The sequence below is a fragment of the Streptococcus oralis genome (assembly GCF_019929345.1).
GTDB lineage: Bacteria > Bacillota > Bacilli > Lactobacillales > Streptococcaceae > Streptococcus.
Genome location: NZ_JAHZPJ010000001.1, coordinates 76,755 through 101,505 on the forward strand (window position 1 = coordinate 76,755; position 24,751 = coordinate 101,505).

Annotated in this window: 24 protein-coding genes and 1 pseudogene; 3 read left to right on the top strand and 22 right to left on the bottom strand. The window is 40.6% G+C overall.

All coding sequences use genetic code 11. From position 1 onward, the window contains the following. Positions 1–33: 33 nt before the first annotated feature. Entirely contained in the window at positions 34–933 is a 900-nt protein-coding gene (locus tag K1I97_RS00395; protein WP_223331109.1) for a cation diffusion facilitator family transporter, read from the bottom strand. Between the two features lie 130 nt (positions 934–1,063). Here K1I97_RS00395 and K1I97_RS00400 point away from each other — a divergent pair, with 130 nt between their 5' ends. Continuing rightward, positions 1,064–1,618: a TetR/AcrR family transcriptional regulator gene (locus K1I97_RS00400; RefSeq protein ID WP_223331108.1), complete on the top strand. Its 555-nt coding sequence runs from the start codon at positions 1,064–1,066 to the stop codon at positions 1,616–1,618. Positions 1,619–1,644: 26 nt separating this feature from the next. After that, the gene (locus tag K1I97_RS00405) at positions 1,645–1,977 is read left to right on the top strand and encodes a glucuronide permease (RefSeq protein WP_223331107.1); all 333 of its coding nucleotides are present in this window, start codon (positions 1,645–1,647) and stop codon (positions 1,975–1,977) included. A 34-nt stretch (positions 1,978–2,011) separates the two neighbouring features. Here the strand turns inward: K1I97_RS00405 and pnuC are convergent, their stop codons facing one another. The 6 genes from pnuC to K1I97_RS00435 all read right to left on the bottom strand — a co-directional run bounded on the left by pnuC (position 2,012) and on the right by K1I97_RS00435 (position 7,946). Next, positions 2,012–2,803, bottom strand: coding sequence for a nicotinamide riboside transporter PnuC (gene pnuC, locus K1I97_RS00410; protein WP_223331106.1), 792 nt, complete (start codon positions 2,801–2,803; stop codon positions 2,012–2,014). 337 nt (positions 2,804–3,140) lie between these two features. After that, a complete protein-coding gene (locus K1I97_RS00415; protein ID WP_223331105.1) occupies positions 3,141–4,661 on the bottom strand; it encodes an ABC transporter permease/substrate-binding protein in 1,521 nt (506 codons plus the stop codon). Continuing rightward, on the bottom strand, positions 4,654–5,382 hold the full coding sequence (locus K1I97_RS00420) for an ATP-binding cassette domain-containing protein (protein ID WP_223331104.1): 729 nt from the start codon (positions 5,380–5,382) through the stop codon (positions 4,654–4,656). The genes K1I97_RS00415 and K1I97_RS00420 overlap by 8 nt, the downstream gene beginning before the upstream one ends. Positions 5,383–5,396: 14 nt before the next feature. Continuing rightward, on the bottom strand, positions 5,397–6,161 hold the full coding sequence (locus tag K1I97_RS00425; protein ID WP_223331103.1) for a nuclear transport factor 2 family protein: 765 nt from the start codon (positions 6,159–6,161) through the stop codon (positions 5,397–5,399). Positions 6,162–6,164: 3 nt separating this feature from the next. After that, complete coding sequence (locus K1I97_RS00430) at positions 6,165–6,608, bottom strand: MarR family winged helix-turn-helix transcriptional regulator (RefSeq protein ID WP_223331102.1); 444 nt, start codon at positions 6,606–6,608, stop codon at positions 6,165–6,167. Between the two features lie 144 nt (positions 6,609–6,752). After that, entirely contained in the window at positions 6,753–7,946 is a 1,194-nt protein-coding gene (locus K1I97_RS00435) for an O-antigen ligase family protein (RefSeq protein WP_045617941.1), read from the bottom strand. A 276-nt stretch (positions 7,947–8,222) separates the two neighbouring features. Here K1I97_RS00435 and birA point away from each other — a divergent pair, with 276 nt between their 5' ends. After that, positions 8,223–9,161 (top strand): bifunctional biotin--[acetyl-CoA-carboxylase] ligase/biotin operon repressor BirA, encoded by a 939-nt coding sequence (gene birA / locus K1I97_RS00440; protein WP_223331101.1) that lies wholly within the window; start codon positions 8,223–8,225, stop codon positions 9,159–9,161. Positions 9,162–9,386: 225 nt separating this feature from the next. On the opposite strand, the gene K1I97_RS00445 is transcribed toward birA, so the two are convergent. The 15 genes and pseudogenes from K1I97_RS00445 to K1I97_RS10265 all read right to left on the bottom strand — a co-directional run. Next, positions 9,387–10,256, bottom strand: coding sequence for a helix-turn-helix domain-containing protein (locus K1I97_RS00445; RefSeq protein WP_223331100.1), 870 nt, complete (start codon positions 10,254–10,256; stop codon positions 9,387–9,389). A gap of 2 nt (positions 10,257–10,258) precedes the next feature. Continuing rightward, positions 10,259–10,645, bottom strand: coding sequence for a Mini-ribonuclease 3 (locus tag K1I97_RS00450; RefSeq protein WP_125416342.1), 387 nt, complete (start codon positions 10,643–10,645; stop codon positions 10,259–10,261). Next, complete coding sequence (cysS, locus tag K1I97_RS00455; RefSeq protein WP_223331099.1) at positions 10,638–11,981, bottom strand: cysteine--tRNA ligase; 1,344 nt, start codon at positions 11,979–11,981, stop codon at positions 10,638–10,640. The genes K1I97_RS00450 and cysS overlap by 8 nt, the downstream gene beginning before the upstream one ends. Before the next feature lie 17 nt (positions 11,982–11,998). Next, positions 11,999–12,520, bottom strand: a complete 522-nt coding sequence (locus K1I97_RS00460) for a dihydrofolate reductase family protein (RefSeq protein ID WP_223331098.1) — start codon at positions 12,518–12,520, stop codon at positions 11,999–12,001. Positions 12,521–12,528: 8 nt separating this feature from the next. After that, on the bottom strand, positions 12,529–13,290 hold the full coding sequence (locus tag K1I97_RS00465) for a nucleoside phosphorylase (protein WP_223331097.1): 762 nt from the start codon (positions 13,288–13,290) through the stop codon (positions 12,529–12,531). Positions 13,291–13,324: 34 nt separating this feature from the next. After that, positions 13,325–13,942, bottom strand: coding sequence for a serine O-acetyltransferase (cysE, locus tag K1I97_RS00470; RefSeq protein WP_223331096.1), 618 nt, complete (start codon positions 13,940–13,942; stop codon positions 13,325–13,327). 15 nt (positions 13,943–13,957) lie between these two features. Further along, positions 13,958–16,171, bottom strand: coding sequence for a polyribonucleotide nucleotidyltransferase (gene pnp, locus K1I97_RS00475; RefSeq protein WP_223331095.1), 2,214 nt, complete (start codon positions 16,169–16,171; stop codon positions 13,958–13,960). A 495-nt stretch (positions 16,172–16,666) separates the two neighbouring features. After that, a complete protein-coding gene (gene metF / locus K1I97_RS00480; RefSeq protein WP_223331094.1) occupies positions 16,667–17,533 on the bottom strand; it encodes a methylenetetrahydrofolate reductase [NAD(P)H] in 867 nt (288 codons plus the stop codon). A 93-nt stretch (positions 17,534–17,626) separates the two neighbouring features. After that, a complete protein-coding gene (metE, locus tag K1I97_RS00485; RefSeq protein ID WP_223331093.1) occupies positions 17,627–19,876 on the bottom strand; it encodes a 5-methyltetrahydropteroyltriglutamate--homocysteine S-methyltransferase in 2,250 nt (749 codons plus the stop codon). A gap of 376 nt (positions 19,877–20,252) precedes the next feature. Continuing rightward, positions 20,253–20,618: a TIGR02328 family protein gene (locus K1I97_RS00490; protein ID WP_223331092.1), complete on the bottom strand. Its 366-nt coding sequence runs from the start codon at positions 20,616–20,618 to the stop codon at positions 20,253–20,255. Further along, positions 20,602–21,006, bottom strand: a complete 405-nt coding sequence (locus K1I97_RS00495) for a YbgA family protein (protein WP_049484309.1) — start codon at positions 21,004–21,006, stop codon at positions 20,602–20,604. The genes K1I97_RS00490 and K1I97_RS00495 overlap by 17 nt, the downstream gene beginning before the upstream one ends. Positions 21,007–21,180: 174 nt before the next feature. Beyond that, entirely contained in the window at positions 21,181–21,414 is a 234-nt protein-coding gene (locus K1I97_RS00500; protein WP_049484308.1) for a hypothetical protein, read from the bottom strand. Between the two features lie 229 nt (positions 21,415–21,643). Next, positions 21,644–22,435 carry an alpha/beta fold hydrolase gene (locus K1I97_RS00505; RefSeq protein ID WP_049484307.1) on the bottom strand — a complete coding sequence of 264 codons (792 nt, stop codon included), beginning with the start codon at positions 22,433–22,435 and terminating at the stop codon, positions 21,644–21,646. A gap of 253 nt (positions 22,436–22,688) precedes the next feature. Further along, positions 22,689–24,533, bottom strand: coding sequence for a P-loop NTPase fold protein (locus K1I97_RS00510; RefSeq protein ID WP_061426838.1), 1,845 nt, complete (start codon positions 24,531–24,533; stop codon positions 22,689–22,691). Between the two features lie 107 nt (positions 24,534–24,640). Continuing rightward, positions 24,641–24,739, bottom strand: a pseudogene (locus K1I97_RS10265) (DUF6261 family protein); the annotation flags it as partial. Positions 24,740–24,751 lie beyond the last annotated feature (12 nt).

The following is a 24,751-nucleotide window of genomic DNA, read 5'->3' on the forward strand; positions in this document are numbered from 1 at the left end:
TCAAAAATAATCAACAAATGGAAAATCGACTTCTTATGAATGATAATGTCCATGACTTTGACCTACTTCCAACTCCTCAATTTTTCGCTTATGGGTTTGGTGACTTGCTAGGTTTGAATCAACTTCAATGGTAACATTTTGAAAGCCATAATCTTTGAGTAAATTACGAATAGATTCTTTACAATACTCTATATGTTCAATCTCTTCTAAGCAAACATGAACAATGGCATTTTTTTCCAAACCATCCATAGTCCAGAGATTGAGTTGATTAACACTTTTAACATTAGCTAGCGCTGCTAACTCTTTCTCTAGCTCGGCGGTCTCGATCCCTTCAGGCACAGCATCTAAGAAAATCTTGAGTGTTGACCAAAAACGAGGAATGGCTTTCCAGAGGATAAAACTAGAAATTAAAAGAGACAAGAGTGGATCGAGAAAGTACCAGTCAGTCACATACAAAACACCAGCAACCAGAATAACCGCTAGCCATCCTAGAATATCTTCTAGAAAATGCAAGGTCAGGATAGCTTCGTTCTTGGTCTGACCCTTACGAACGATTAGACTAGCCACGAGATTAATAAGAATCGCAAGAATCCCAAACCACAGCATCCCTTGGTAGTTGACAGGCTGAGGGGATAGGAGTCGAGGAATATTCTCCAAGAGCACCATGAAAGATCCTGTCAAAAGGATCAAAGCAGTCAGCATGGCGCCTAGCAGACTGAAGCGTTTATAACCAAGTGTATAACGTTTGTCTTCCTGACGATTGGAAATAGTTTCCAAGCAAGCTGATAAGCCTATGGCAAGGGCATCGCCCAAATCATGAACCGCATCCGCTAAGACCGCACTTGAATTAAAGATGCCTCCAAAAATAAATTCGACAACAGAAAATGATAGATTCAAGAAAAAGGCTAGCCAGATAGATGTTTTAGAACTCATTTCTCTCCCTCCTTTGGTATAATAGGTATATATACTTCTTTCATTTGTATTATCTAATAAAATCCAAAGAAAGGATAGAAGCAAACTGTCAGCCTTGTTCAGTTCTGAACAGTTTGTCTCAAGTGTCTATATGCCAAAAAGAGATCGTCGGGTTAGTAAGACGAAAAAAGCCATTTATCAAGCTTTTCTACAAGTTTTGAACGACAAGGGCTATGATGCTACTACTGTCCAAGATATCATTGACTTGGCAGATGTTGGGCGCTCCACTTTTTACTGTCACTACGAGAGTAAGGAACTGCTTTTAGATGAACTCTGTCGCTACCTCTTTCATCATCTCTTTGAAAGGGAAGAACACTTGACTACAGAAGACTACCTCGCACATATCTTTTTACATTTTCAAAAAAACCAAGACCATGTTACCAGTCTTCTTTTTTCCAAAAACGACTACTTTCTCCGCCAACTACACAAGGAACTCGAACACCATGTTTACCCCATGGTAGCGGAGGATTTGCAAGAGGCCTATCCGAACATACCGGCCTCCTACCTCAAACATTTTGTAGTAACCAACTTTATCGAAACACTGACCTGGTGGCTAAAAAAAGGAAAATCTTATACAGAAGAGCAAGTGGTGAGATTTTACTTAGATGTGATTGAGATGACTTCTACAAAATCACTCGAAATTTAATCCTATCACGAAGAAAGGAATCAACCATGTTAACTTCTATTATCCTAGGAATTCTAACGATTGTATTGGCTCTTATTTTCTCCCTCCTTCATCTCGCGGCAGCTTTCGCAGCCATGAAACAAAAGAACTACAGTCTAGGAAACACGTGCATCTTGGTCGGCAGTTGTCTCACTTCACTAGCTCTTGCTATCTTTTTCTTCGTTCCACCAGCAACGATCATCTTATGGATAGTGGGCTCTAGCATAATCTGCTACGGTGCTTACTGGAATGGGCGACAGCAAGAAAACCAACATATCTCGCACCACATCGTTCGTATAACGAGCGCTATTATCATTACGGTATTATTCATTTTGCTCTAACACAAAAAAGGATCAGATGATCCTTTTTTACTTTTTAAGCACTCTTTGCGGCCTTGCTCCACTGATACCACCCAACTAGACTATTGATGAGGTAAATCAGATATTTCCCTTGGATTTGCAGGCTTTCTCCCCACCAGAGATAGATAGAAAAGACATTTGTAGCTGCCCAGAATATCCATTGTTCACGGTAGACAGCCGTCATGAGGATTTGCCCAACCCCATTGGTCGCATCGGTGATGGAATCGCGATAAGGACGATTGGCTCCGATAGACTGATAAATGAACCCAAATACCAACCACCAGAGAACACTAATGGAAAGATACTTGGTCCAACCCTTGCCGTCCAGTTTACGTGCGACAAACTCCTGTTTTTCCTTTTTAAACTGTGCTTGGTAGATCCACACTAGAAGTCCAATTGGCTGCATGACCGTGAAGTAAAGTGTCGTCAGCACCTCACCATAAAAGCCTTTCTGCAAAGCCAAGATAAGGTAAATGACAGAGTTAATCAAGCCAAAAAGGTAATTACTTGCTCGACCTTCCGATACAAAGATAACACAGATAATTCCAGTCAGGCTACAAATCATCCCAACCCAGTCAACAATGCGGTGTTCATAAATCAACTCAAGCCAGATTGGAAAACTTCCTAAAACCAGTAGGTAAAGCCACTGGGCAAAAGTACGATGGGCAAAGAGGTCATCCCAGATAGTCTTCATGGTTCCTGAAAATCCCAGATCAGCCATAGCAGCAACCATACGGCGGTAGCCACCAGACATTTCACCAAGAGTTATTTTGATGTTCTTGAGTTTTGTTTGCAAATAAGTCGTCATATTTTCTCCTTTTGTTTTTAAAGAGCCGTGTCTGGATAGACTTTCGGACGCAACGCTCTATTATATATCTCCTGAACTGTCTATACACAAGATTTCTATCCTTAGTCGACATGAGCTGAAAATCCTTATTTGTTAAGCAGTTCACAACACATTATACACCTATTCTATGAATAGTCAAGTGTGTTTACAGTAAAATTTTAGATAATTTTGAAAATTTCCTCTTATTTTCCATTTAAAAATGAAAATCATTAATTCTGAAACCAAAAAAGCCCAGACAAGATTGTCTGAGCATTTTTTTATATAGTCGTTTAGCAAAGTTGAGTTTAGCATTTTCAAGCTATTTCTTCAACAATCCTTGTTCTTGTAGAAATTCTTTGGCTACTTGTTCTGCTGACTTGCCTTCGACACCAACTTGATAGTTGAGCTGGCTCATCTGGCTTTCAGTAATTTTACCAGCCAATTTATTGAGAACTGTCTCCAACTCAGGATGTTTCTTGAGAAGAGCTTCTTTCATGAGTGGAGCTCCTTGATAAGGTGGGAAGAGTTGCTTGTCATCTTCCAAGACCTGCAAATCATAACGCGCCAACTCTGCATCTGTCGAATAGGCATCCGTAATTTGAATATCGCCTGACTGAATTGCCTGATAGCGAAGAGCTGGTTCCATGGTCGCTACGTTGAGATTGAGACCATACATTGATTGCAAGCCCTTATTGCCATCCTCACGATCATTAAACTCGAGAGTAAAACCGGCCTTCAACTGTCCTTCCACTTTTTTCAAGTCCGAAATGGTCTTCAAGCCATATTCTTGAGCTATCTTTTTCGGAACAGCTACAGCGTAAGTATTTTGATAAGACATGGGTTTGAGATAGGCTAGTTGATCCTGTTTGGCAATGCCATCACGCGCCACTTGATAAACCTGATCTGGCTCATGACCTACTTTAGGTGATGGTTGAAGCAAACTTTCAGTCACCGTACCGGTAAATTCAGGATAGATATCAATATCCCCTTTTTTCAGAGCTTCATAGAGGAAGCTTGTTTTCCCAAAATTCGGTTTAACAGTCGCAGTCATACTGGTATTTTCTTCAATCAGCAACTTATACATATTAGCCAAAATTTCGGGTTCTGGTCCCAATTTCCCAGCAATCACCAAGTTTTCTTTCTCTTTTTGAGCTAAGAGGACTGGACTATAAGACAGACCGAGCAATATTGTCACCAAGGCAAAACCAGAGAAAATCGTCCGCAATTTTGCTTTTTCCATCACTTTTAGTAGGAAGTTAAAGGCAATGGCCAGCACTGCAGAAGAAAGGGCCCCGATTAAAATCAGACTGGTATTATTGCGGTCAATTCCCAAAAGGATAAAGGAACCCAGGCCGCCAGCCCCAATCAAGGCCGCCAAGGTCGCCGTACCGATAATCAAGACAGCCGCTGTCCGAATTCCAGACATAATGACGGGCATAGCAAGTGGAATTTCAAACTTCTTGAGACGCTCCCACCTGGTCATCCCAAAAGCAATCCCAGCCTCTTGTAGACTTGGATCAATTCCCTTCAGTCCAGTAATGGTATTTTGCAAAATCGGGAAAATCGCATAAATCACCAGAGCTGTCAAAGCAGGCAAGGTTCCAATTCCCATCAAAGGAATAAAGAGCCCCAACAAGGCCAGTGACGGTATGGTCTGGAAAATTCCTGCAATCTGCAAGACCCAGTCCGCCATCTTTTCATGATAACGAAGATAAACAGCCAAGGGAATCGCGATAAAAATAGCTAGTAACAAAGTCAAAAGCGACAACTGCAAATGTTGAGATAGAGCTGTTACCCAATCACCAAAACGCTCCTGAAAAGTTGATATCAAATTAGTCATGAACACTACCTCCAAACAAGTCTGCTACAAAGTCCGTTGCAGGAGCTTTTAAAATGGTCTCAGGGTTCGCCACCTGACGAATCTCTCCGTCCTGCAAGACAGCAATACGGTCTGCCAATTTCAAAGCTTCATCCGTATCATGGGTCACAAAAATCGTTGTCATCTCAAACTCTTTATGCAATTCTTTCGTCAGAACCTGCAACTGTTTTCTCGAAATAGCATCCAAGGCTGAAAAAGGTTCATCCATGAGGAGAATCTTTGGCTGACCAATCATGGCACGGACAATGCCCACCCGTTGCTGTTCCCCACCAGATAATTCATTAGGTAAACGATGCCCATACTCAGCCACTGGTAAACCAACCTTAGCTAAAAGCTCCTCTGTTTTCTTCGTAATTTCTTCCTTAGTCCAACCCTTCATTTCAGGAATGAGGGCAATATTTTCCGCAACCGTTAGATTGGAAAAGAGAGCAATGGCCTGTAAAACATAACCAGTAGAAAGACGCAATTCTCGCTCATCATAGTCTTTGATGCGCTTACCGTCCATGTAAATATTTCCATCAGTTGGTTCCAAGAGACGATTAATGATCTTAATCATGGTCGTCTTACCGGACCCAGAAGGCCCAACTAAAACCATGAACTCCCCATTCTCAATCCGTAAATTGACATCTCTCAAAACATCTTTTTCTGTGTAGCGTAGCGCTACATTCTTGTATTCAATCATTCTCTGTCCTCAATTTAAAACTTTCCTCGATTAGTCAAGTCTTCTACCTTAGGCATGACTTCTTTGTTGTCCCAATGCTCCACAATCAAGCCATTCTCCAAATGGAAGATGTCATACTGGGCATAGGCAACTCCATCAATCTGAGTCTGCCCATAGCTGACCACATAATTTCCTTGTCCCAAAAGCTGGAAAACAAAGTCAAAAGTGACACCATGTTCAGCCACATAGTTTTTATAAGCATCACTTCCTTGTCCAATCTCATGATTATGCTGAATCAAATCGTCTGCCACATAATCACTCCACTGCTCCAGCTCCCCATTTTGGAAAATTTCTGTCAAGAAACGACGAACGGTTTTTTTATTTTCTGCTGTCTTATCCAAATCTGTGATTTCAAAATCTCCAAAAATCTGGTTTAATTGGTCATTTTCAGGTGTTCGATAGTAGTCAATAACATCCCAATGCTCCACGATACGGCCATTCTCATCCGCACGGAAAGTATCCGTCGTCACCCATTGAGCTTCCCCACCATTGAGATATTGATGAACATGAACAAAAACCAGATTGCCATCCTCAATAGTACGGACAATCTTCATCTCACGCTCGGGATAGCGCTCAAAGAAATTTGCAAAGAAAGCCGCAAACCCTTCTTTCCCATCTGGCACACCTGTCGAGTGTTGAATGTAGGTATCCCCTACTGACTGAGCTTGAGCCTCGGCAACACGCCCATCTTGAATGGAATGAATATATAGATTTTGTGCATTTTCAACTTGTTTTGACATGATTTATTCCTCATTTGCTTTCTCTTTCAGATTGTCCAAAATGCGTTCCTGATAACTTTCAAACTGACAAATTTCTTCCTCAGTGAATCCTTTATAAAAAATTGCATCCAATTTTTGACTGACACGCTGGCCAATTTCTTTCTGGGACCAACCAAGTTCAGTCAGAACAACATATTTTTTCCTCTTATCTACCCCACATGGACTAATCGTGATCAGCTTTTGCCCCTCAAGTTTCTTAATCATGGTTGTGAGCGTATTGTTGGCGAGACCAGTCGCCAGAGCAATATCTGTCACAGTTGCACAGCCAGTTTCACTATTCCATAAAACCGCTAAAATCTTTCCCTGTTCACTCCGATAAAGAGCCTCAGGATCCTGGCTCAATAACTTTTGAAAAATCCGTCCATTCAACAAACGAATATGATGGGCTACCAAATGACTATCTTTCATAACACCTCCAATTTATTTCGATATCGAATTATATTACATTGTAATACTTATCATTCCATCTGTCAACTATTTCGATTTAGAAATAATTTTCACCAACAAAAAAGACCTCCTACCTAGAGTAGAAGATCTTCACTATTTATTAACTTAATCTGTCATTTCGGACACCAGTGTTCGATGTTCCAGTGGTAAACTGCACATAACCAACAAGAAGATGAATCCTGACTGTACCCAGAAGAGAGCCAAATCAAAAATTCCATGTACAGCGACTACTGTAAGGAAGGAGAGATAAAGACCGATAATTGGTCGTTTGCCAGACTCCTGACTCATATCCATCATCATGTGAACCGGGATAACCGAAGAAATGGATAGGAGAATGGTTCCAATCAAACCATAACTCAAAATAGTATCGATGTAAAGACTATGCGCGTGTTCGTGGTAAGGTGCATGGATTCTCGGGAAAGAATTCATATAGGTCAGTGGACCCTCACCCCAAATCGGATTTTGCTTGAACAAAGTCATACCCGCATTCCAGATTGAAACTCGCTCCTCCATTGAAGAATCTAGCGTTCCCATACGGACACCCAAATCGCTTGAGAAGAGGAAACAAAGTCCAATCCCGAAAACTCCAATACTGAGCCAGAAGGCGCGCCAGTTTTTAATGGTTGTAAAGAGATAAATGATGGCCCCAGCGATAATGGCAGGAAAGGCTGTTCTATTTTGCGTAAAATTCAAACCAAATAGATTTACAAAACCTGCTAGCACACAAAAAACTTTCAACCATCTTAACTTCGTCGTTGTAAAGAGATAAAAGGCAATCATGATACAGAAGCAACAGATAATCCCATAGTAGTTAGGATTAAAGAAGGTGACCTCTGCACGGTTCTGGTGCCACACCTGCATATTGGGCGAAAGAAAGGCATAGTTAAATTTCTTTACAATTTGGAAATGCTCCAAAGTAGCAAAAACAGCAGAGAGCACACTACCAAACAAGATTGTCTGCAGTATCAGTCGAAAGAAAGCATGTGTCAGACGTTTCTGGTAATAACTAAAGAAAATGAGGAAGAGAAACATCAGTAAAGATGCAACCAATCCAAGCCAGTTCTTGGCGACGATGGAGATGATACTACTGTAGGCAATAAAAAAGAGAAGTACAGGATGTTTGGCCAATCCTTTGATAATTCCCTTCATCTCCCCAGTAACAAGTAAACCTATCAAATATAAAGCAAAGAGCGCTAAGAACAAATAAAAAGGTAAAAAGATACTTATGATCATCAAATACAAAAAGAAATCTTTTTTCGAAAGCCCTCTTATCTTATCCAGTAATCCAATTGATTTCAAAACGGATCCTTTCTGTTCTGGATTTCTCCAGAAGATAAATGCTAAACTATCTTTATATTCTACCATTTTTTCCGTCATTTGGGAACAATGAACACGCTACCAAAATAAAAAACTTTTAGGGGAGAATGAAAGTATACTCTACTATATTCGGAGATATTCCAGTCCAATAATTGTTAGAGAAAAAGAAGTAAACTTTCTAAAAAAGGAAAAGCTATGGTAGAATATAAGAAAGGCGAAAATATCTACTATTGAACGACAGTAAAAAGGAAAGAAAGTATGAAATCACACCAACTAGTCTACCAAATACTAGCCAGAGAAAACGACTATGTCAGCGGAGAAAAAATTGGCGAAGAACTGAATCTAAGTCGGACATCCATATGGAAAGCAATCCAACGCCTCCAACAAGAAGGGCTCATGATTGACAGTATTAAAAATAGAGGTTACAAGCTTATCCAAGGCGATTTGATATTGCCTGATGTGATTCAAGAGAAAACCAACTTAACCATTCTCTACAAACCTGAAACCAAATCAACACAAACAGATGCAAAAAAAGGTATTGAGGATGGAAACAAGGGAAACATCCTCTATCTTTCCACATGTCAGACAGCAGGGCGTGGACGCTTTCAGCGTCCTTACTACTCACCTTCTCAAGGGGGAATTTATATGTCCTTGCATATTCAACCAAATCTTCCCTATGAAAAACTTCCTTCCTATACTCTCCTTGTAGCTGGTGCAGTTTACAAAGCGATTAAAAATCTGACCTTGATTGAAGTAGATATCAAATGGGTAAATGACATCTACTTTAAAAAGAAAAAAATAGCAGGTATCCTCACTGAAGCAATGACATCCGTAGAGACAGGCTTGGTTACTGACGTCATTATCGGACTTGGAATAAATTTTTCTATTACAAATTTCCCAGACGATTTAAACGAGAAAGCAGGAAGTTTATTCACACTACCTACCCCAATTAGTCGCAATGAGTTGATTAGCGAAATATGGACTTGTTTCTACAAGACTGATCCAGATGAGCTACTTTATATCTATAAAGAGAGATCTTTAGTTCTTGGAAAAGAAGTCACCTTCCAGCTAGATGGAAAAGAGAAAAAAGGCCTTGCAAAAGAAATCTCAAACGCCGGTCAACTTAAAGTCGAACTTAAAGATAAACATACTATCTGGCTGAATGGCGGAGAAATATCTCTAACTAGCTGGCAATAAACAAAATTTTCATCTTTGGTCCCCCTCTCAAAAGCTAGATATTTTGTCTAGCTTTTTGAGATTGATCCACCAACAAGTTCATCAAGGTCAATAAACGAAATACCTTTATTTTTTATAAGATAATTCTGATCGTTTTGAACACCAAAAGGGAGAGAGCCAATATAACCCTCTCCATAATGTAAATTTTCACAACCCCACCACAGGTGATAAAATGAATATAAAACTTTAAAGAATATCTGGTAAAATCAACTGATAACACAAAGTAAGATCCGTTAACTCCTTCAACTGTAGCCCTGTCAATTCTTCCCACTTATCAATCTTGTATTGGAGAGAGTTGCGGTGCAAATAGAGTTGCTGGGCTGTTTTAGTCAGAACAGCACTGTTTTCCCAGAGAGAGAGGATAATTTCCTGAATCTGATCCTGATTTAAGATCATCTGGTGTAGGCATTCTTTAATGACTTTCAAGTCCACTAGTCTTTCCCCCATACTCCAAAGATAGAGTTGTGAAAATGTGTGAACACCTTGGTGACCCTGACGCCACCAAGTCTTAAACAAATCTCGCTCTGCTTGGATTAAATCTGACAGGGCTTGATGGCCTGTCTGAGACCAAACCTGGCCTAACATGATAGACAGACGAAGACCAAAGTCATACTCAACCGCTTCAATCGTATCAGATAAAATCGAGCGAACAGAGCTGTACTTATCTTGTTGAAGCACAAATACATAATCCTGAGCCCCGACCTGTAGCACTGTCTGGCAGTTGGGAAAAAGAGTTCGCATCATGTCTAGCCAAGAGACTAGATTTTCCTGTTGGAAATAGGAAAGATGGCAATAAACCAGCTGAATCTTTTTAAAAGTTTGAGGCGCATGCCCCTTCCCCTCAATCAGATAGGGATACCAAGGATTGAGCGAACGAGCTTGCTCCTGATGGGTCAAAAGGGCAACCAGCTGCTTTTCACGCTCGCTGAGCCCAGCTTCCTTCAGTAAAACCCACTGCTGAGAAGCTAAAGGAAGAGTTAAGTGCCCCTCTTTCTCTACCGGTTGATCTGAAATCTGAGCCCCCGGAAACCAGTCTTGTAGTTCTTTAGCAAGCATTTCTACTCCTCCACTTTTTGGATACACCAAGAAATTAAGGTCTCTAGCCGCTCCAGATTTTCAGTCAGATGGAGATAGCCCATCACTGCTTCAAAACCTGTAGACATGCGGTAGGTCACCACATCAGCATTTTTAGCCTTTGTATGACTATTGGTATTGCGACCACGTTTGTAGATTTCTTCTTCTTTTTCCGTCAGGACTTGCTCTTCCAACATGAGGGCAATCAAGCGAGCCTGAGCCTTGGCTGACACATACTTGGTCGCCTCTTGGTGGAGTTTATTGGGCTTGGTCATGCCTTTAAGGATGAGATGGCGACGGATATACATGGAATAAACTGCATCTCCCTCAAAAGCCAACGCAATCCCGTTAATGAGATTGACATCAATCACGAGTCCACCTCACTCCATCTTTTGTATCCAGCAGTTTAATCCCTTGTTCTGCCAATTGGTCACGAATCTGGTCTGCTGTCGCAAAGTCACGATTGGCACGCGCCTCTTGACGTTTTTGAATCAAGGCTTCGATATCTGCGTCCAAAACTTCCTCGACAAAGACAATTCCAAAGACTTCCAACATATCCGCAAGAGCTTGCTTGACACTTGCATCATAGTTACCTGAGTTGATCCATTTGGCCATTTCAAAGACTACTGTGATACCGTTTGCGGAGTTGAAATCCTCATCCATAGCTGCTACAAACTTGTCTTTAAAGGCTTGCAAGTCTTGGGCATCCACGTTTCCTGTAAATGGTTGTTCGTAAGTATTTTTTAGATACTTGAGATTAGTCTCTGCATCACGCACTGCTTTTTCCGTAAAGTTGATGGGCTTACGGTAGTGTTGTGTTGCAAAGAAGAAACGAAGCACTTGGCCATCGATGGTTTTGAGGGCATCATGAACAGTGATAAAGTTTCCCAAGGACTTGGACATCTTGACATTGTCGATATTGACAAAGCCATTGTGCATCCAGTAATTGGCAAATGTCTTGCCTGTTTTGGCCTCTGACTGGGCAATTTCGTTGGTATGATGTGGAAACTCTAGATCAGCTCCACCGCCGTGGATATCAATGGTATCGCCCAAAATCTCTGTTGACATAACCGAACATTCGATATGCCAACCCGGACGGCCTGCTCCCCAAGGACTGTCCCAAGAAATCTCGCCTGGTTTGGCAGCTTTCCAGAGAGCAAAGTCCACTGGATTTTCCTTACGTGCCGTTTCTTCATCGGTTCGACCTGAAGCACCCAGCTCCAAATCTTCCAAGGTTTTGTTAGCTAATTTGGCGTAATTGTGGGATTTTTCCACTCGGAAGTAAACATCTCCTTGACTCTCGTAGGCAAAGCCTTTTTCAATCAAGTCAGCGACAAAACGAATGATGTCAGCCATAAACTCCACCACACGCGGATGGCGAGTCGCAGGTTTCACGCCTAAGGCCGTCACATCCTCACGAAAGGCAGCGATATACTTGTCCGCAACCTCCTGAGGCGTGATGCCTTCTTCCTTGGCGCGATGGATAATCCTATCATCTACATCTGTAAAATTGGAAATATAGTTGACTTCAAATCCCCGATACTCAAAATAACGGCGAATGGTATCAAAAGCTATTGTTGAGCGGGCATTGCCCACGTGGATGTAGTTGTAGACCGTTGGCCCACAGACATACATCTTAACCTTGCCGTCCTCAATAGGTACAAATTCTCGCAAATCACGAGACATGGTGTCATAAATTTTAATCATGCGGTCCACTCCCTTCTCTATTTCTGACTTTTTCGGCTGAAAACCAGCTCTGCAAAAGGGCCAAATTGTCTGAGGCTATCCAGTCGGTAAAAGCGCTGCCCTTCCTCTTGGGTAAAGAGGGGAACCCCCTTTCCTAGGATAAGGGGCGCTATCTGAATAATGAGGTAGTCGAAAAGATCCGCATCCAAGAGCGGTCCTACCAAGGAATTACCACCAATCACAAAGACATTTTTGCCTTTGTCAATCTGGTGAACAAAGTCTACCACATCCCCAGCTACTGGCTGGTAATTGCTGACAGGCAGGTGCCTATCATGCGTAAAGACATAGTTTTCCGTAGCTTGATAAAAACTTTCTACATCTTGCAAATCTTGGATTTCCTCAAAGGTCCGCTTGCCCATGATGGTGATATCCATTTGCCTGTAAAAGTCATCATAGCCTGTATCCTCTACAGAACCAAGCTGATGCAGCCAGTCTATCCTGTGCTGGCTGTCTGCCAAGTAGCCATCCATGGTGATACAGCCGTAAAAATATACTGCCATTCTTGTAGTTACCTTTCTAGTTCCTTTGCTATTGTCAAAGCGATAGTGAAAAAAGTCATGGCATCAGCTGTCCGCTCTTCATGGCGGGCATCCCAGGTTCGGTTATGATGATCCACATAGTCAGCTGTGTAGAAGAACTGATAGACTTTACTCTTGCGAAATTGACTCCAAGCCATGATAGCCGAAGCTTCCATGTCCACCACTTGGGCTCCAGCAGCCAAGCGACGCTTGACCTTATCAGGCGTTTCTCGATAAAAGGCATCAGTAGTCCAAGACTTGGTGCGGATATGCTCAATGCAAGATTTGTTCAAAGCTTCTTCCATGGTTAAAAGCAAAGTTTCGTCATAAGCTATCTCATCACTTGCAGGAGCGTAATGGTAACTTGTACCTTCATCACGTAGAGCTGAACTTGGTAGGATAATCTTATCTGCCTGAATAGACTGATCTAGAACTCCGCAAGAACCCAAAACAATAAAGTTCTTAAATCCTCTTGCTTTGAGTTCTTCTAAGAGTCCAACAACCACCGGGGCTCCAATCGTAGCTATAGCAACGGCTACCTTACTCCCATCTTTTTCATAGATATACCATGGAAGTCTGCCATTTAGATTGGTTAGATAGCCACCTTCGTAAACATCTTCAAACTGCTTTACTCGTTCAACGATTTCTCCATTAAAAGATAAAATAATCGTGTCACAGATTTCTCCACCACGAATACTTCGATCAGTTGGTTCGATAACAGCAGGTACATTTTCGAATTCTTCTAATAGCATTTGCCTAACCTCCTACCCAAGGCATTACTACTCTCTACAACCCCGACGATCTGTGACTGGCTTCGCGGGCATGTTCGAGTTTATTGACGTAGTATTCTCGTTTTTCTTCGACTTCGTGAATCGTTGGCTCATCCTTCTGTCCATGAACTCGGACAATCTTAGCCGGAATTCCGACCACCGTCACATCACTAGGTACATCTGCCACGACAACTGCTGCTGCACCAACCTTGGCATTTTCACCGATTTCCACTGGTCCGATGACTTGGGCATGGGCTGATATGAGAGCTCCTTTACGCACAGTCGGATGGCGTTTGCCAACATCCTTCCCTGTTCCACCAAGAGTCACTCCATGATAGAGAAGAACGCCTTTTTCAACAATCGCCGTCTCTCCAATCACCAGGCCTGAGCCATGGTCGATAAAGACACCTGATTCTATCTGAGCACCCGGATGAATCTCAATCTGAGTCCAAAAGCGCCAAAACTGACTGTGCATACGAGCCAAGAGTTTGAAGCCGTGCTTCCAGAGAAAATGCGAGAGACGGTGAGCCGCTAAGGCCTTGACACCTGGATAAGTCAGCAAAACTTCCAAACTGTTGCGTGCCGCTGGATCATTTTCTTTTACAATATCAATGGTTTCGCGCCACCATCCCATACATTTCTCCTTTTCTTATTCTGAATCTTTTGGTGTTTCTGTAACTTCTTTCTTAGGTTTGTGGTCCTTGTGATGACGTGGACGGTGAGGACGTTCAGACTTTTCACCTTTTTCATCACGCTCAGGTTTTGGTGGACGAGGAAGAAGAGCCTTCATAGAAGCATCAACACGTCCTTTTTCATCAATCTTGATAACCTTAACATCTACTTCATCACCGATAGCTACCAAGTCTTCTACACGGTTGGTACGAGTCCAAGCCATTTCAGAAATGTGCACAAGTGCATCTGTCTTATCAAAGAGGTTGACAAAGGCACCAAATTTCTCGATACGAACAACCTTGGCATGGTAAACTTCATCTACTTTAGCCTCACGAACCAAGCCAGCGATGATTTCTTTGGTTCGGTTAATGGCATCTTGGTCGCTAGAGTAGATAGACACATTGCCTTCTTCGTCGATATCGATTTTAACGCCTGTTTCAGCGATAATTTTGTCGATGGTTTCTCCACCTTTACCGATGACAATCTTAATCTTGTCCACATCAATCTTGATGGTATCAATTTTCGGTGCAGTTGGAGCCAATTCTGGACGAACTTCTGGAATGGTTGCTTCAATCACATCAAGGATTTCAAAACGAGCTTTCTTGGCTTGAGCAAGAGCCTCTGTCAAGATTTCTGCAGTAATCCCTTGGATCTTGATATCCATTTGAAGGGCTGTAATCCCGTCACGAGTACCGGCAACCTTAAAGTCCATGTCACCAAAGTGGTCTTCCAAACCTTGGATATCTGTCAATACTGTATAGTTATTTCCATCTGAAATAAGACCCATAGCAATCCCAGCTACTGGCGCCTTGATTGGCACACCACCAGCCATAAGGGCAAGCGTTCCCGCACAGATAGAGGCTTGAGAAGATGAACCGTTTGATTCTAAGACTTCTGCTACCAAGCGGATAGCGTATGGAAATTCTTCCAAACTTGGCAAGACTTGAGCAAGAGCACGTTCACCGAGAGCCCCATGACCAATTTCACGACGACCAGGGGCACCGTAACGGCCTGTTTCCCCTACAGAGTATTGAGGGAAGTTATAGTGGTGCATAAAGCGTTTCTTGTACTCTGGATCCAAACCATCGATGATTTGAGTTTCTCCCATCGGAGCCAAGGTCAAAACTGAAAGGGCTTGAGTTTGTCCTCGAGTAAAGAGACCAGAACCATGTACACGAGGAAGATAGTCAACCTGCGCATCTAAAGGACGGATTTCATCGACTTTACGACCGTCAGGACGCACCTTGTCTTCTGTGATCAAACGACGCACTTCAGCGTGTTCCATTTGTTCCAAGATTTCAGCCACATCACGCATAATACGGTCAAATTCTTCGTGGTCTGCATATTTTTCTTCGTAAACAGCAGTTACTTGATCCTTAACTGCTTGAGTAGCAGCTTCACGAGCCAATTTTTCTTCTACTTGAACCGCTTTTTGGAGGTCACTGTTGTAGGCTGCGATGATTTCAGCCTGTAATTCCTCATCCACGTGAAGCAATTCAACTTCTGCTTTTTCCTTACCAACTGTCGCAACGATCTCTTCTTGGAAGGCAATCAATTCTTTGACTGCTTGGTGACCTTTCAGAAGGGCTTCCAACATGATTTCTTCTGACAATTCTTTGGCACCAGACTCCACCATGTTGATAGCGTGTTTGGTCCCAGCTACTGTCAATTCAAGAAGCGAACGCTCTGCCTGTTCTTGAGTAGGGTTGATAATGATTTGGCCATCAACATAACCTACTTGTACCCCAGCAATAGGTCCGTCAAACGGAATATCTGAGATAGAAAGTGCCAAGGATGATCCAAACATTGCCGCCATTGGAGCAGAGGCATTTTCATCATAAGAAAGAACCGTATTGATCACTTGCACTTCGTTACGGAAACCTTCCGCAAACATCGGACGGATTGGACGGTCAATCAAACGCGCTGTCAAAGTCGCATCTGTTGAAGGGCGTCCTTCACGTTTCATAAAACCACCAGGAAACTTCCCAGCCGCATACATTTTTTCTTCATAGTTGACTTGAAGTGGGAAGAAATCCCCAGTTGCCATTTTCTTAGACATAACGGCCGCAGTCAAGACAGTTGACTCACCGTAACGCACGACAACAGAGCCATTTGCTTGCTTAGCAACCTGACCAGTCTCTACGATTAACTCACGACCCGCAAAAGTCGTTTGAAACACATGTTTTGTCATTTTAATCCCCTTTGGATTGATGAAATTATACGCCTTGCCTACAAAGATCAAGATACTAAGGTCGCAAAAAGCAAAGTAAAAATAGGAAACTGGCGAAGTCTTCGATGAAGACAAGACAGTTTATCTTTTTTACACAGCTTTTCGGCCGAGTTCAATTTTCAAGATACAAATCATTAGAAAGGTTTGATGCTAAAGCATCTAATCCTTTCACGCTAATCGCTATTAGGCGATTAGCTAAATGCTTTACTAACTCTCTCGTCAAATAACATCGATTTGACTCGTTCGTGTCGCTCAAACTAAATACTGAAAAGAACAAATTATGAAAAAATTTCTATCATAAAATTGAGAATCGACAAAGCCTTTAACACTTTTATACCCTCATCTTTGTATCAAGTACGTACAGAGTCTATTTTATCATATTTTTCTTAAAAAGTGCGGGCTTTTCTATTAAAAAGGAACCATTCCCCTCACCTGAGAAGAATGGTTTGCTTTTTGTTATCCTAAAGACTGATGGTTAAACAAGGCATGGGTTGCTTGGTGGATGTATTTTGCTGTTTCAGCATTGTTCATGGTGTAGAGATGCACACCTGCGACATCCTGGGTTACCAAGTCCACGATCTGATCCACGGCATAGGCAAGTCCTGCTGCTCTGAGCGACTCAGGGTCATGCTCATACTTGTCTAAGATGGCCTTAAATTTACGTGGAAGGTGGATATTCTCACACGTTTTCAATAGACGAAGCGCTTGGTTACGGTTAAGAATGGGCATGATCCCCGCATGAATGGGAACATCAATCCCTGCCAAGGTACACTTGTCTTGGAAATCATAGAAACGCTCATTGTCAAAGAAAAGTTGCGTTACGAGGCTTGAACAACCTGCATCCACTTTCTTCTTGAGATTTTGGATATCCGAGATCTGGTTTGGCGAGTCAGGGTGTCCCTCTGGGTAGCAAGCTCCGATAATATCAAAGTGAGGGGCTTGTTCCTTGATGAACTCGATCAAGTCCGTTGCATAGCGGAAATCCTTTTGTGGTTCCACATCAGGGATAATATCCCCACGCAAGGCCAAGATTTTCTGTACCCCAACCTTATCCAAGTCCGCAATGGTTTCAGCAACCTTGTCCTTGGTCAGATAGATAGCTGGCAAGTGGGCAATAGTTGGAATCGCCAAGTCATTCTGGATAAAGTCAGCCAAACGAACCGTCGTTTCCTTGATATTAAATTTATTATTGCTGGCGGTCACACTGATAAAGTGCGGTGTCAGCTCCTGCATATCTTGAAGAGCAGAAATAATCTTATCATTACCCACAGCTGGGTTTGGAGGGAACACTTCAAATGAAAGTGACGGTGTTTGGCGTGACATAGTCATTATCCTTTTCTTTTTGATTTCATGATTGCTGAGCCAGCAGGGCCAAGCAGTTCCTTGATCAGTCAGTGTCAAGAGAGAAATCTTATCTTACAATTTCTCACGCGCAGCTTTTGCTGCTTCGACAAGGCGGATCAAGCTTTCTTTCGTTTCTGGAATACCACGTGTTTTCAAACCACAGTCAGGGTTGATCCAAACTTTCTTGCTTGGAACTTTAGCAAGGATTGCTTCGATGGTGTGGTCGATTTCGCCTTCGTTAGGCACACGAGGTGAGTGGATATCGTAAACCCCAGGTCCAACTTCTGTTTGGAAGTTTTTCGCTTTGAGTTCGTCCAAGATTTCAAGGTTTGAACGGCTAGCTTCAAATGAGATAACGTCTGCATCCATGTTGTCGATAGCTGGGATGATATCTGTAAATTCTGAGTAACACATGTGAGTGTGGATTTGTGTGTCTGGCGCTACTGTTGAGTGTACCAAGCGGAAGGCTGGAATAGCCCAGTCAAGGTAGTCTTCGTACCAGTCACTACGACGAAGTGGCAATTTCTCACGAAGAGCAGCCTCGTCGATTTGGATGATTTTCACACCTGCAGCTTCAAGGTCAAGAACTTCATCCTTGATAGCAAGAGCGATTTGAAGAGTAGAGTCCTTGATAGAGATGTCTTCACGTGGGAATGACCAGTTAAGGATGGTAACAGGTCCAGTCAACATACCTTTAACAGGTTTGTCAGTACGGCTTTGTGCGTAGCTAGACCATTTAACAGTGATTGGGTTAAGACGAGTGACATCACCCCAGATGATTGGTGGTTTCACTCCACGCATACCGTATGATTGTACCCAACCATTCTTAGAGAAGAGGTAACCTGACAAGTTTTGACCGAAGTACTCAACCATGTCATTACGCTCAAACTCACCGTGTACAAGCACGTCAAATCCAACTTCTTCTTGCCATTTGATCCATTCGTCGATCGTTTCAGCAAGGAAGGCATCGTATTCTTCTTGTGACAATTCACCCTTACGGAAGGCCAAACGTTTAGCACGAACTTCCTTAGTTTGAGGGAATGAACCGATGGTAGTTGTTGGAAGGGCTGGAAGTTTGAAAGCTTCTTCTTGGATTGCTTCACGTTCTGCAAAGGCTGGCAAACGAGTGTAGTCTGCGTCAGTCAATCCAGCGATACGTGCACGAAGTTCAGCATTTTCACCAACACGTTCAGTTGCAAAGAGTTCTTTGTTAGCTGCAAGAGCTTCTGCTCCTTGACCGTTACGGATAGCATCCAAGTCACGGATTTCATCCAATTTTTCAACTGCAAAAGCAAAGTGGTTCAAGATAGCTGGTTCAAAGTCTTCATTAGCAGTTGTAAATGGTACATGAAGAAGTGAGCATGAGCTTGTCAAAACGATATTTTCAGCTGGGATTTGCTCAAGAATAGCCAAGCTCTTTTCGTAGTTGTTGCGCCAGATGTTCTTACCATTGACAATACCCGCATAAAGAGTCTTGTCAGCTGGGAATCCGCCTTTAACGAGTTCAAGAGTTTTCTTACCTTCAACGAAGTCCAAACCAATGGCATCTACTGGCAAGTTCACAAGATCAGTGTAGACATCACGAACATCACCGAAGTAAGTTTGAAGCAAGACTTCAAGACCTTTCTTGTCAGCCAAGAGTTTGTTGTAGAGGTTTAAGAAGAGAGCTTTTTCTTCTTCTGTCAAGTCTTTGACAAGAGCAGCTTCATCGAGTTGGATACGAGTCGCACCAAGTTCAGCCAATTTCGCAAAAACATCTTGGTAAGCAGCTACTAAGCTATCTACGAAGTCTTCTGCTTTCACACCTTCTTCAAAGTCTGACAATTGAAGGAAAGTGAATGGACCTACAAGGACAGGACGAGTATTGAGACCAAGTTCTTTGGCTTCTTGGAACTCATCAAAGATCTTGTGACCAGCCAATTTAACTTGGGTGTCTTTTTCAAATTTAGGCACGATGTAGTGGTAGTTGGTGTTGAACCATTTCTTCATCGGAAGGGCACGCACGTCCCCTTTTTCTCCTTGGTAACCACGTCCCAAAGCAAAGTAGCGCTCAAGGTCAGACAAGTCCAAGTTTTGAACGGATGCAGGTACTACGTTGAAAAGGAAAGCTGCATCTAAGAAGTTGTCATAGTGAGAAAAGTCATTTGATGGGATTTCAGTGATGCCTTTTTCTTTGACAATGTTCCAGTGTTTTGCACGCAATTCTTTAGCCGCAGCCAAGAGTTCTTCTTCTGAGATTTCTTTTCTAAAGTATTTTTCAGTTGTAAATTTCAATTCGCGGAATTCACCCAAACGAGGGAAACCGATGATCGTAGTTGACATGATGTGTCCTCCAAAATTTGTTGTTGAAACTATCTTAACAGAAAAGAAACTGTCTGTATAATTGTAAATAATTAGGCTTTGATATAGTTTGAAACTATATCACTCTTTTAGACAATAGAAAAAGACTTGAGACCAGCATCTCAAATCCTTTATATTGCTTGTTTTATTGCTGTATTTTAGTTGGAATGCTCAAACGAGCTATTGACGATTCTCATCAATGACTATGGCTTGTTATTAGAAAAGACTATAGGTTGGTTTTCTTTTGTAATTCTGATATTTCCCTTAAAAAGAAGACCTTCAGAAAATTCTAAAGATCTCATTTTTATTATTCAAAAAAATGACGAGAAGAGTTATAATGTGGAGCTAATCCTGACTCTTACACCAACTCAATGCCTTTCTCTCGAAGATTAGCCAGACATTCCTCATAGTATCCTGCATCATGCTCACTATAGATGGGATTGTCCAACTTTTCCTCAGGCAAGTCTTCATAAGCTGGACAAATTTTGCCTCGGTAGTTCTTGTCCAACCATTCTGGACTGACATTGTAGCCACGGTCAGCCATCTCCTCCATGATCAAGAGATGATAGGCGTAGAGACGATAGGGCGAGTGGGTAAAGACATAGTCCACCGTCGCATGCTTTCTACCCCAGCCATTGCCACGCAGGGCGCAGCACTCTCGATGTTGCCCCAAAAGTTGAGGACGGGGAAGTTGTGAAATCAAAGCCTCATGCCAAAGTCTCATGGGAGTCTCCTTTCAGTAAAGTCGAATGTTGCAAGTAGGTATTGGGATAGCGATCAAGCAACTCTCGAGTCTTAGAGATCAAGTCTTCCTTAGAAGCCTGACCATAGCGGTAGCGATCAAGCAAGAGCATATAGTCCTTACGCTCGGCATCTGTCGCTTTCTTTTTGAAATAGCCCCAAATATGCTGAAAGGCATTGCAAACCTGACCTCTATGCTCAGGGATTTGACAGGCACGGTCGATCAGTTCCTGAACATGACTTACCTCCACCACTTCATTCTTCAAGTATTGGCGAATCTCATTGTAAATATTGCTAGAATGACTCAAAACGAGGTATTTGTTTCTAGCCCAGAGTTGTTGGCACTGGGATTTTTGGTTAGTTTGTTCCATGTTTCTCCTTACTTTCTATCAGTTTCCAGGAAATATGGAAACAAAGTTGTATCTTAATTTTTTAAGGAAATGTATTTTCTTTCTATTTTATCATATTTTCACTGCTAAAAATTAACTTTGGTATAACGGTTAAAAATAAGCAATGAATTAGAAAAAATCCCAAATTTTAAAATCCTAATTCCTACGTCTATGTTCTCCATCTATTTCTTCTACAAATTTAAATCCTTTTAATTCCAGTTGCTCAAGTTTCGGACGAATCTTTCTAATAACATCCTCCCTATAATCTTCAAATTCATGAGGAGGTTCAAAAGCGTATTTTTCTATCCAAAGAGTATAGGTCATATTTTCTGGAATTTTATCAAAGTCAAAATAATTTCCACTGTAGAAAGAATCTCTTGGAATTTCCAAAATGATAAAAATTCCTTATCTCCAAAACAATCTATCGCATTTCATATACTGCTATCCCATGACTTAATTTGCCCAAATTTATTAACTACACTGAGATAAGTCAATAGGAAGATTTCTTCTCCTACCTACAGTTCTCGTGCAAATTTTATAGGTTCTATCTCTTAAAAACTTATAAATTGCTAAGTTCAACAAACTAGGATTTGTCGATTTTACAGTAGTTACAATATCTTTATAGCCATTTATTTATATATTTCCTTATTAAATCATTTACTTCATCAGGATTATCTTGATTTGAATTATGAGCGGCATTTTTAATAATATGTAGTGGGTATCCTTCCCTTTTGTGCCACTCTCTTGTATACTGCGACACTTTACCAACCTTATCGTTCTCCCCAAGTAAAAGTATTACAGGACATTTCAAATTTATTTCATGATTTTCAGGAATAAATGCTGCTTCACCTATCCACATCAAATGGCATAGTTCCCTTTTACTATAGATTGAGAGCATAAGTTTCATACTGTTCTGAGTATACTCAGAAACACCACAACCTTTTGCCATAAAATCTCTTAGCATTTTATCTGGGTATAGTTTACTTAGCCACTCAATCTGGTTTAACCAAAACATATCTGATTTGCTATAATAATTTCCAAAAGGAACGCTATCTATAGAAATAAAACCTATTGCTTGTTCTTGATGTCCTTCTATGTAATATTGAGCTATCATTCCTCCAAGTGATTGCCCAATAAATATTGCCGATTTAACATTCTCCGTTTTTAATATAATTTCCAGTTCTTGCGTCACTAATTTGTAATTAAACGTACTGTATGGTCTGGACTCTCCGTGACATGGGCAATCCCAAACAATAATATTGAAATCCTTTTTAAATTCATCTACTTGTTTATCATATAATCTATGATCAGCTGTCAATCCAGGAAGCATTACAATGCATGGTTTTTCGACATTTTCATTAGTCCAATAATACGTATTTCCTTGTTCCGATTCCACACTTTTTTTAATCATCCTATCTCTCCACAAATTCCAATTTATCTACACTGCTTTAATCTTCTCATTTATCAATTCAATAAATACTATCACAATCACTCCATTAAATAAATATATTATCTTTTCTATTTTATCATATTCCTAGAAAAACCACTTGAACTAGGGAGGACGAGTGGGAGCGAAATTTAACACGAGAAAAGGGTACAAGCATGAAGAATATTACTAAAAGGAGAACATACTAACCAATTATCCTTTAAAACTCATAGATTGCCTACCAGTATTCCCTATCTATTTTCTCCTCAAATGTAAATCCTTTAGCTTCCAATTGCTCAAGTTGCGGCTGAATCTTTTCAATGACAGACCTATTCTTTTTCATTTTATCTTGATTTTCACCCATCATAAGAAAATATTTTTTGTTTCTAGGAACAACATCAAAACAGTAATAACCCAATCCATTTGAAAGAATTCCTTGAAATTCCCAAAATACTAAGAACTCTCTGCCTCCAAACTGCTCCATGGCATCCCAAATACTTCTATTCCAACTTTCAAATTCATTAAATTTTTCAATTGAACTAAGATAGGTCAAGAGAAAGAAATCTTTTCGTCTTAGCTTAGCGAAATTTTCATTATTAATTTCTAAGTTTGAATAGTGACGACCCAAATCATAGAAGGTCAGCACTCTATGTTTTTCCATAAAATAAAGTATCTCAGACGGATCCAAACCTTCTTTTCTCAGAATACTTTCCCAGAAATTCACAATTCTACCTATTATTTCCTCACTTAAAGGACTATTCCTCTCATATCGGGGAATTTCTTCATTTAACTTTTCTGCAACAATATAGTCCATTGCAGGGCTATTATAAGATTTAAGAGATTCCTGTATAGTCATACGTAGTAGTTTAGCTTTCTGATTTTCAGAAAAAGATTTATATTCACTTGAGAGATATTGATAAAAATCAGTCTTATGATTCCCCTCTCTTAGTTCTCTTGATAATTCCTGACTATCTGTCTCAAGTAATGTATCCATTTCCTCTTTTGTACGATTTAGAGATTCTTCATAAAGAAAATAGGCCGAGCCATTCATTTTATAGCTTGGTGGATATTGGTTAAGAGCTGATTGTTGAATGTCTGACAGTATTTCTTGTATGCTTCGTCCAAACTTGAACAGCCATGTAAAACTAATTTTTTCATCATCCTTGACTTTTATTTCTTCAGCCTTTAATAATTGTTTATATAATTCAGGATAAAAAAGGTAGGTATAGATAATCCAAAGTTGCTGTTCCTCCTGAACATGTCCTAATTTACCCCTTGAAAAGAATTCTTGATTGACATAGTCATTAAAATGATTTCTATCTCGCAAATTTCTATTTTCAAAGCTGAACCTTTTCCAAAAATCATCTGACAATCTCGTACTAAATTTCTTTCCTAGCAACTCAAAATAATCTTGCCAAATATTTGATGGGTGAAGAACAAATGGTAGTTCTATCCGTCTATCAATAATTTTAGAGAGGAAATTATTGTCGTTAAGATGCACTTTCTCAATATCTCCAACAAAAACAATTGGAATCTTGCCATTAAGCAAGCTAAAAATTTTATAACTCTCCTCTTGTTGTTTGTTAGACATTCGATCAAAATCATCAATAACTAATACTTTTCGAGATAATGATAGACATTTAGAAGTTAGTAAACAACTGTAAAAACCATCTGATTTGATTTTAAAAAATTGATAGATTGCTACTAATAAAACAATACTCCCAATAATTAATTTAACACAAAAAGATTCAAAAAAAGAACTTAAACCCAAATCAACTACATTAGTCATTAAGATAGAAACTGCGACACATAAAACTATGAAAATCCTTAAAAGGCTATATACCAACGGGTGTAATTTTGAAAAAACAATCTCAATCGTTGAGCGGTTATCGTTTAATCTCCAAAAGTCTATCGTAACTAATTTTTTATTAGTATTCTTACCAACTTCAACTAGAAATTCTGTTTTTCCAGAACCCCAGTTCCCATTTAAGAAATAAGTTTTATTTTCTTCAAGTAATTTAGCAACATTTTTAGCTGCTACTGAAGTATCAAAGTGCTTTAATGTAATAAATCTATCATCCATAGTATTTCTTTCTAAAAAACAAAATATTTCATAGCGCCTACTTTTATAAAAATTATACCACGAATCCACAAAAATCCCCTTAGAAATCCTTTTCTAAGGGGTTGTCCTTATCCAGCTACTTGTTCTATTTCTTCTACTTTAACTTTCTTCTCCTTCTTACTTGAACTAGTCAATCGTCTCTTACTGTCTCTAATTGTGTTTATATTTTAAGAGAATTT

What these genes read in the sequence shown, in the direction of transcription:
- K1I97_RS00395 (WP_223331109.1), bottom strand. Translation starts at nt 933, where the DNA reads ATGAGTTCTAAAACATCTATCTGGCTAGCCTTTTTCTTGAATCTATCA.
- K1I97_RS00400 (WP_223331108.1), top strand. Translation starts at nt 1,064, where the DNA reads ATGCCAAAAAGAGATCGTCGGGTTAGTAAGACGAAAAAAGCCATTTAT.
- K1I97_RS00405 (WP_223331107.1), top strand. Translation starts at nt 1,645, where the DNA reads ATGTTAACTTCTATTATCCTAGGAATTCTAACGATTGTATTGGCTCTT.
- pnuC (WP_223331106.1), bottom strand. Translation starts at nt 2,803, where the DNA reads ATGACGACTTATTTGCAAACAAAACTCAAGAACATCAAAATAACTCTT.
- K1I97_RS00415 (WP_223331105.1), bottom strand. Translation starts at nt 4,661, where the DNA reads ATGACTAATTTGATATCAACTTTTCAGGAGCGTTTTGGTGATTGGGTA.
- K1I97_RS00420 (WP_223331104.1), bottom strand. Translation starts at nt 5,382, where the DNA reads ATGATTGAATACAAGAATGTAGCGCTACGCTACACAGAAAAAGATGTT.
- K1I97_RS00425 (WP_223331103.1), bottom strand. Translation starts at nt 6,161, where the DNA reads ATGTCAAAACAAGTTGAAAATGCACAAAATCTATATATTCATTCCATT.
- K1I97_RS00430 (WP_223331102.1), bottom strand. Translation starts at nt 6,608, where the DNA reads ATGAAAGATAGTCATTTGGTAGCCCATCATATTCGTTTGTTGAATGGA.
- birA (WP_223331101.1), top strand. Translation starts at nt 8,223, where the DNA reads ATGAAATCACACCAACTAGTCTACCAAATACTAGCCAGAGAAAACGAC.
- K1I97_RS00445 (WP_223331100.1), bottom strand. Translation starts at nt 10,256, where the DNA reads ATGCTTGCTAAAGAACTACAAGACTGGTTTCCGGGGGCTCAGATTTCA.
- cysS (WP_223331099.1), bottom strand. Translation starts at nt 11,981, where the DNA reads ATGATTAAAATTTATGACACCATGTCTCGTGATTTGCGAGAATTTGTA.
- K1I97_RS00460 (WP_223331098.1), bottom strand. Translation starts at nt 12,520, where the DNA reads ATGGCAGTATATTTTTACGGCTGTATCACCATGGATGGCTACTTGGCA.
- K1I97_RS00465 (WP_223331097.1), bottom strand. Translation starts at nt 13,290, where the DNA reads ATGCTATTAGAAGAATTCGAAAATGTACCTGCTGTTATCGAACCAACT.
- cysE (WP_223331096.1), bottom strand. Translation starts at nt 13,942, where the DNA reads ATGGGATGGTGGCGCGAAACCATTGATATTGTAAAAGAAAATGATCCA.
- pnp (WP_223331095.1), bottom strand. Translation starts at nt 16,171, where the DNA reads ATGACAAAACATGTGTTTCAAACGACTTTTGCGGGTCGTGAGTTAATC.
- metF (WP_223331094.1), bottom strand. Translation starts at nt 17,533, where the DNA reads ATGTCACGCCAAACACCGTCACTTTCATTTGAAGTGTTCCCTCCAAAC.
- metE (WP_223331093.1), bottom strand. Translation starts at nt 19,876, where the DNA reads ATGTCAACTACGATCATCGGTTTCCCTCGTTTGGGTGAATTCCGCGAA.
- K1I97_RS00490 (WP_223331092.1), bottom strand. Translation starts at nt 20,618, where the DNA reads ATGAGACTTTGGCATGAGGCTTTGATTTCACAACTTCCCCGTCCTCAA.
- K1I97_RS00495 (WP_049484309.1), bottom strand. Translation starts at nt 21,006, where the DNA reads ATGGAACAAACTAACCAAAAATCCCAGTGCCAACAACTCTGGGCTAGA.
- K1I97_RS00505 (WP_049484307.1), bottom strand. Translation starts at nt 22,435, where the DNA reads ATGATTAAAAAAAGTGTGGAATCGGAACAAGGAAATACGTATTATTGG.
- K1I97_RS00510 (WP_061426838.1), bottom strand. Translation starts at nt 24,533, where the DNA reads ATGGATGATAGATTTATTACATTAAAGCACTTTGATACTTCAGTAGCA.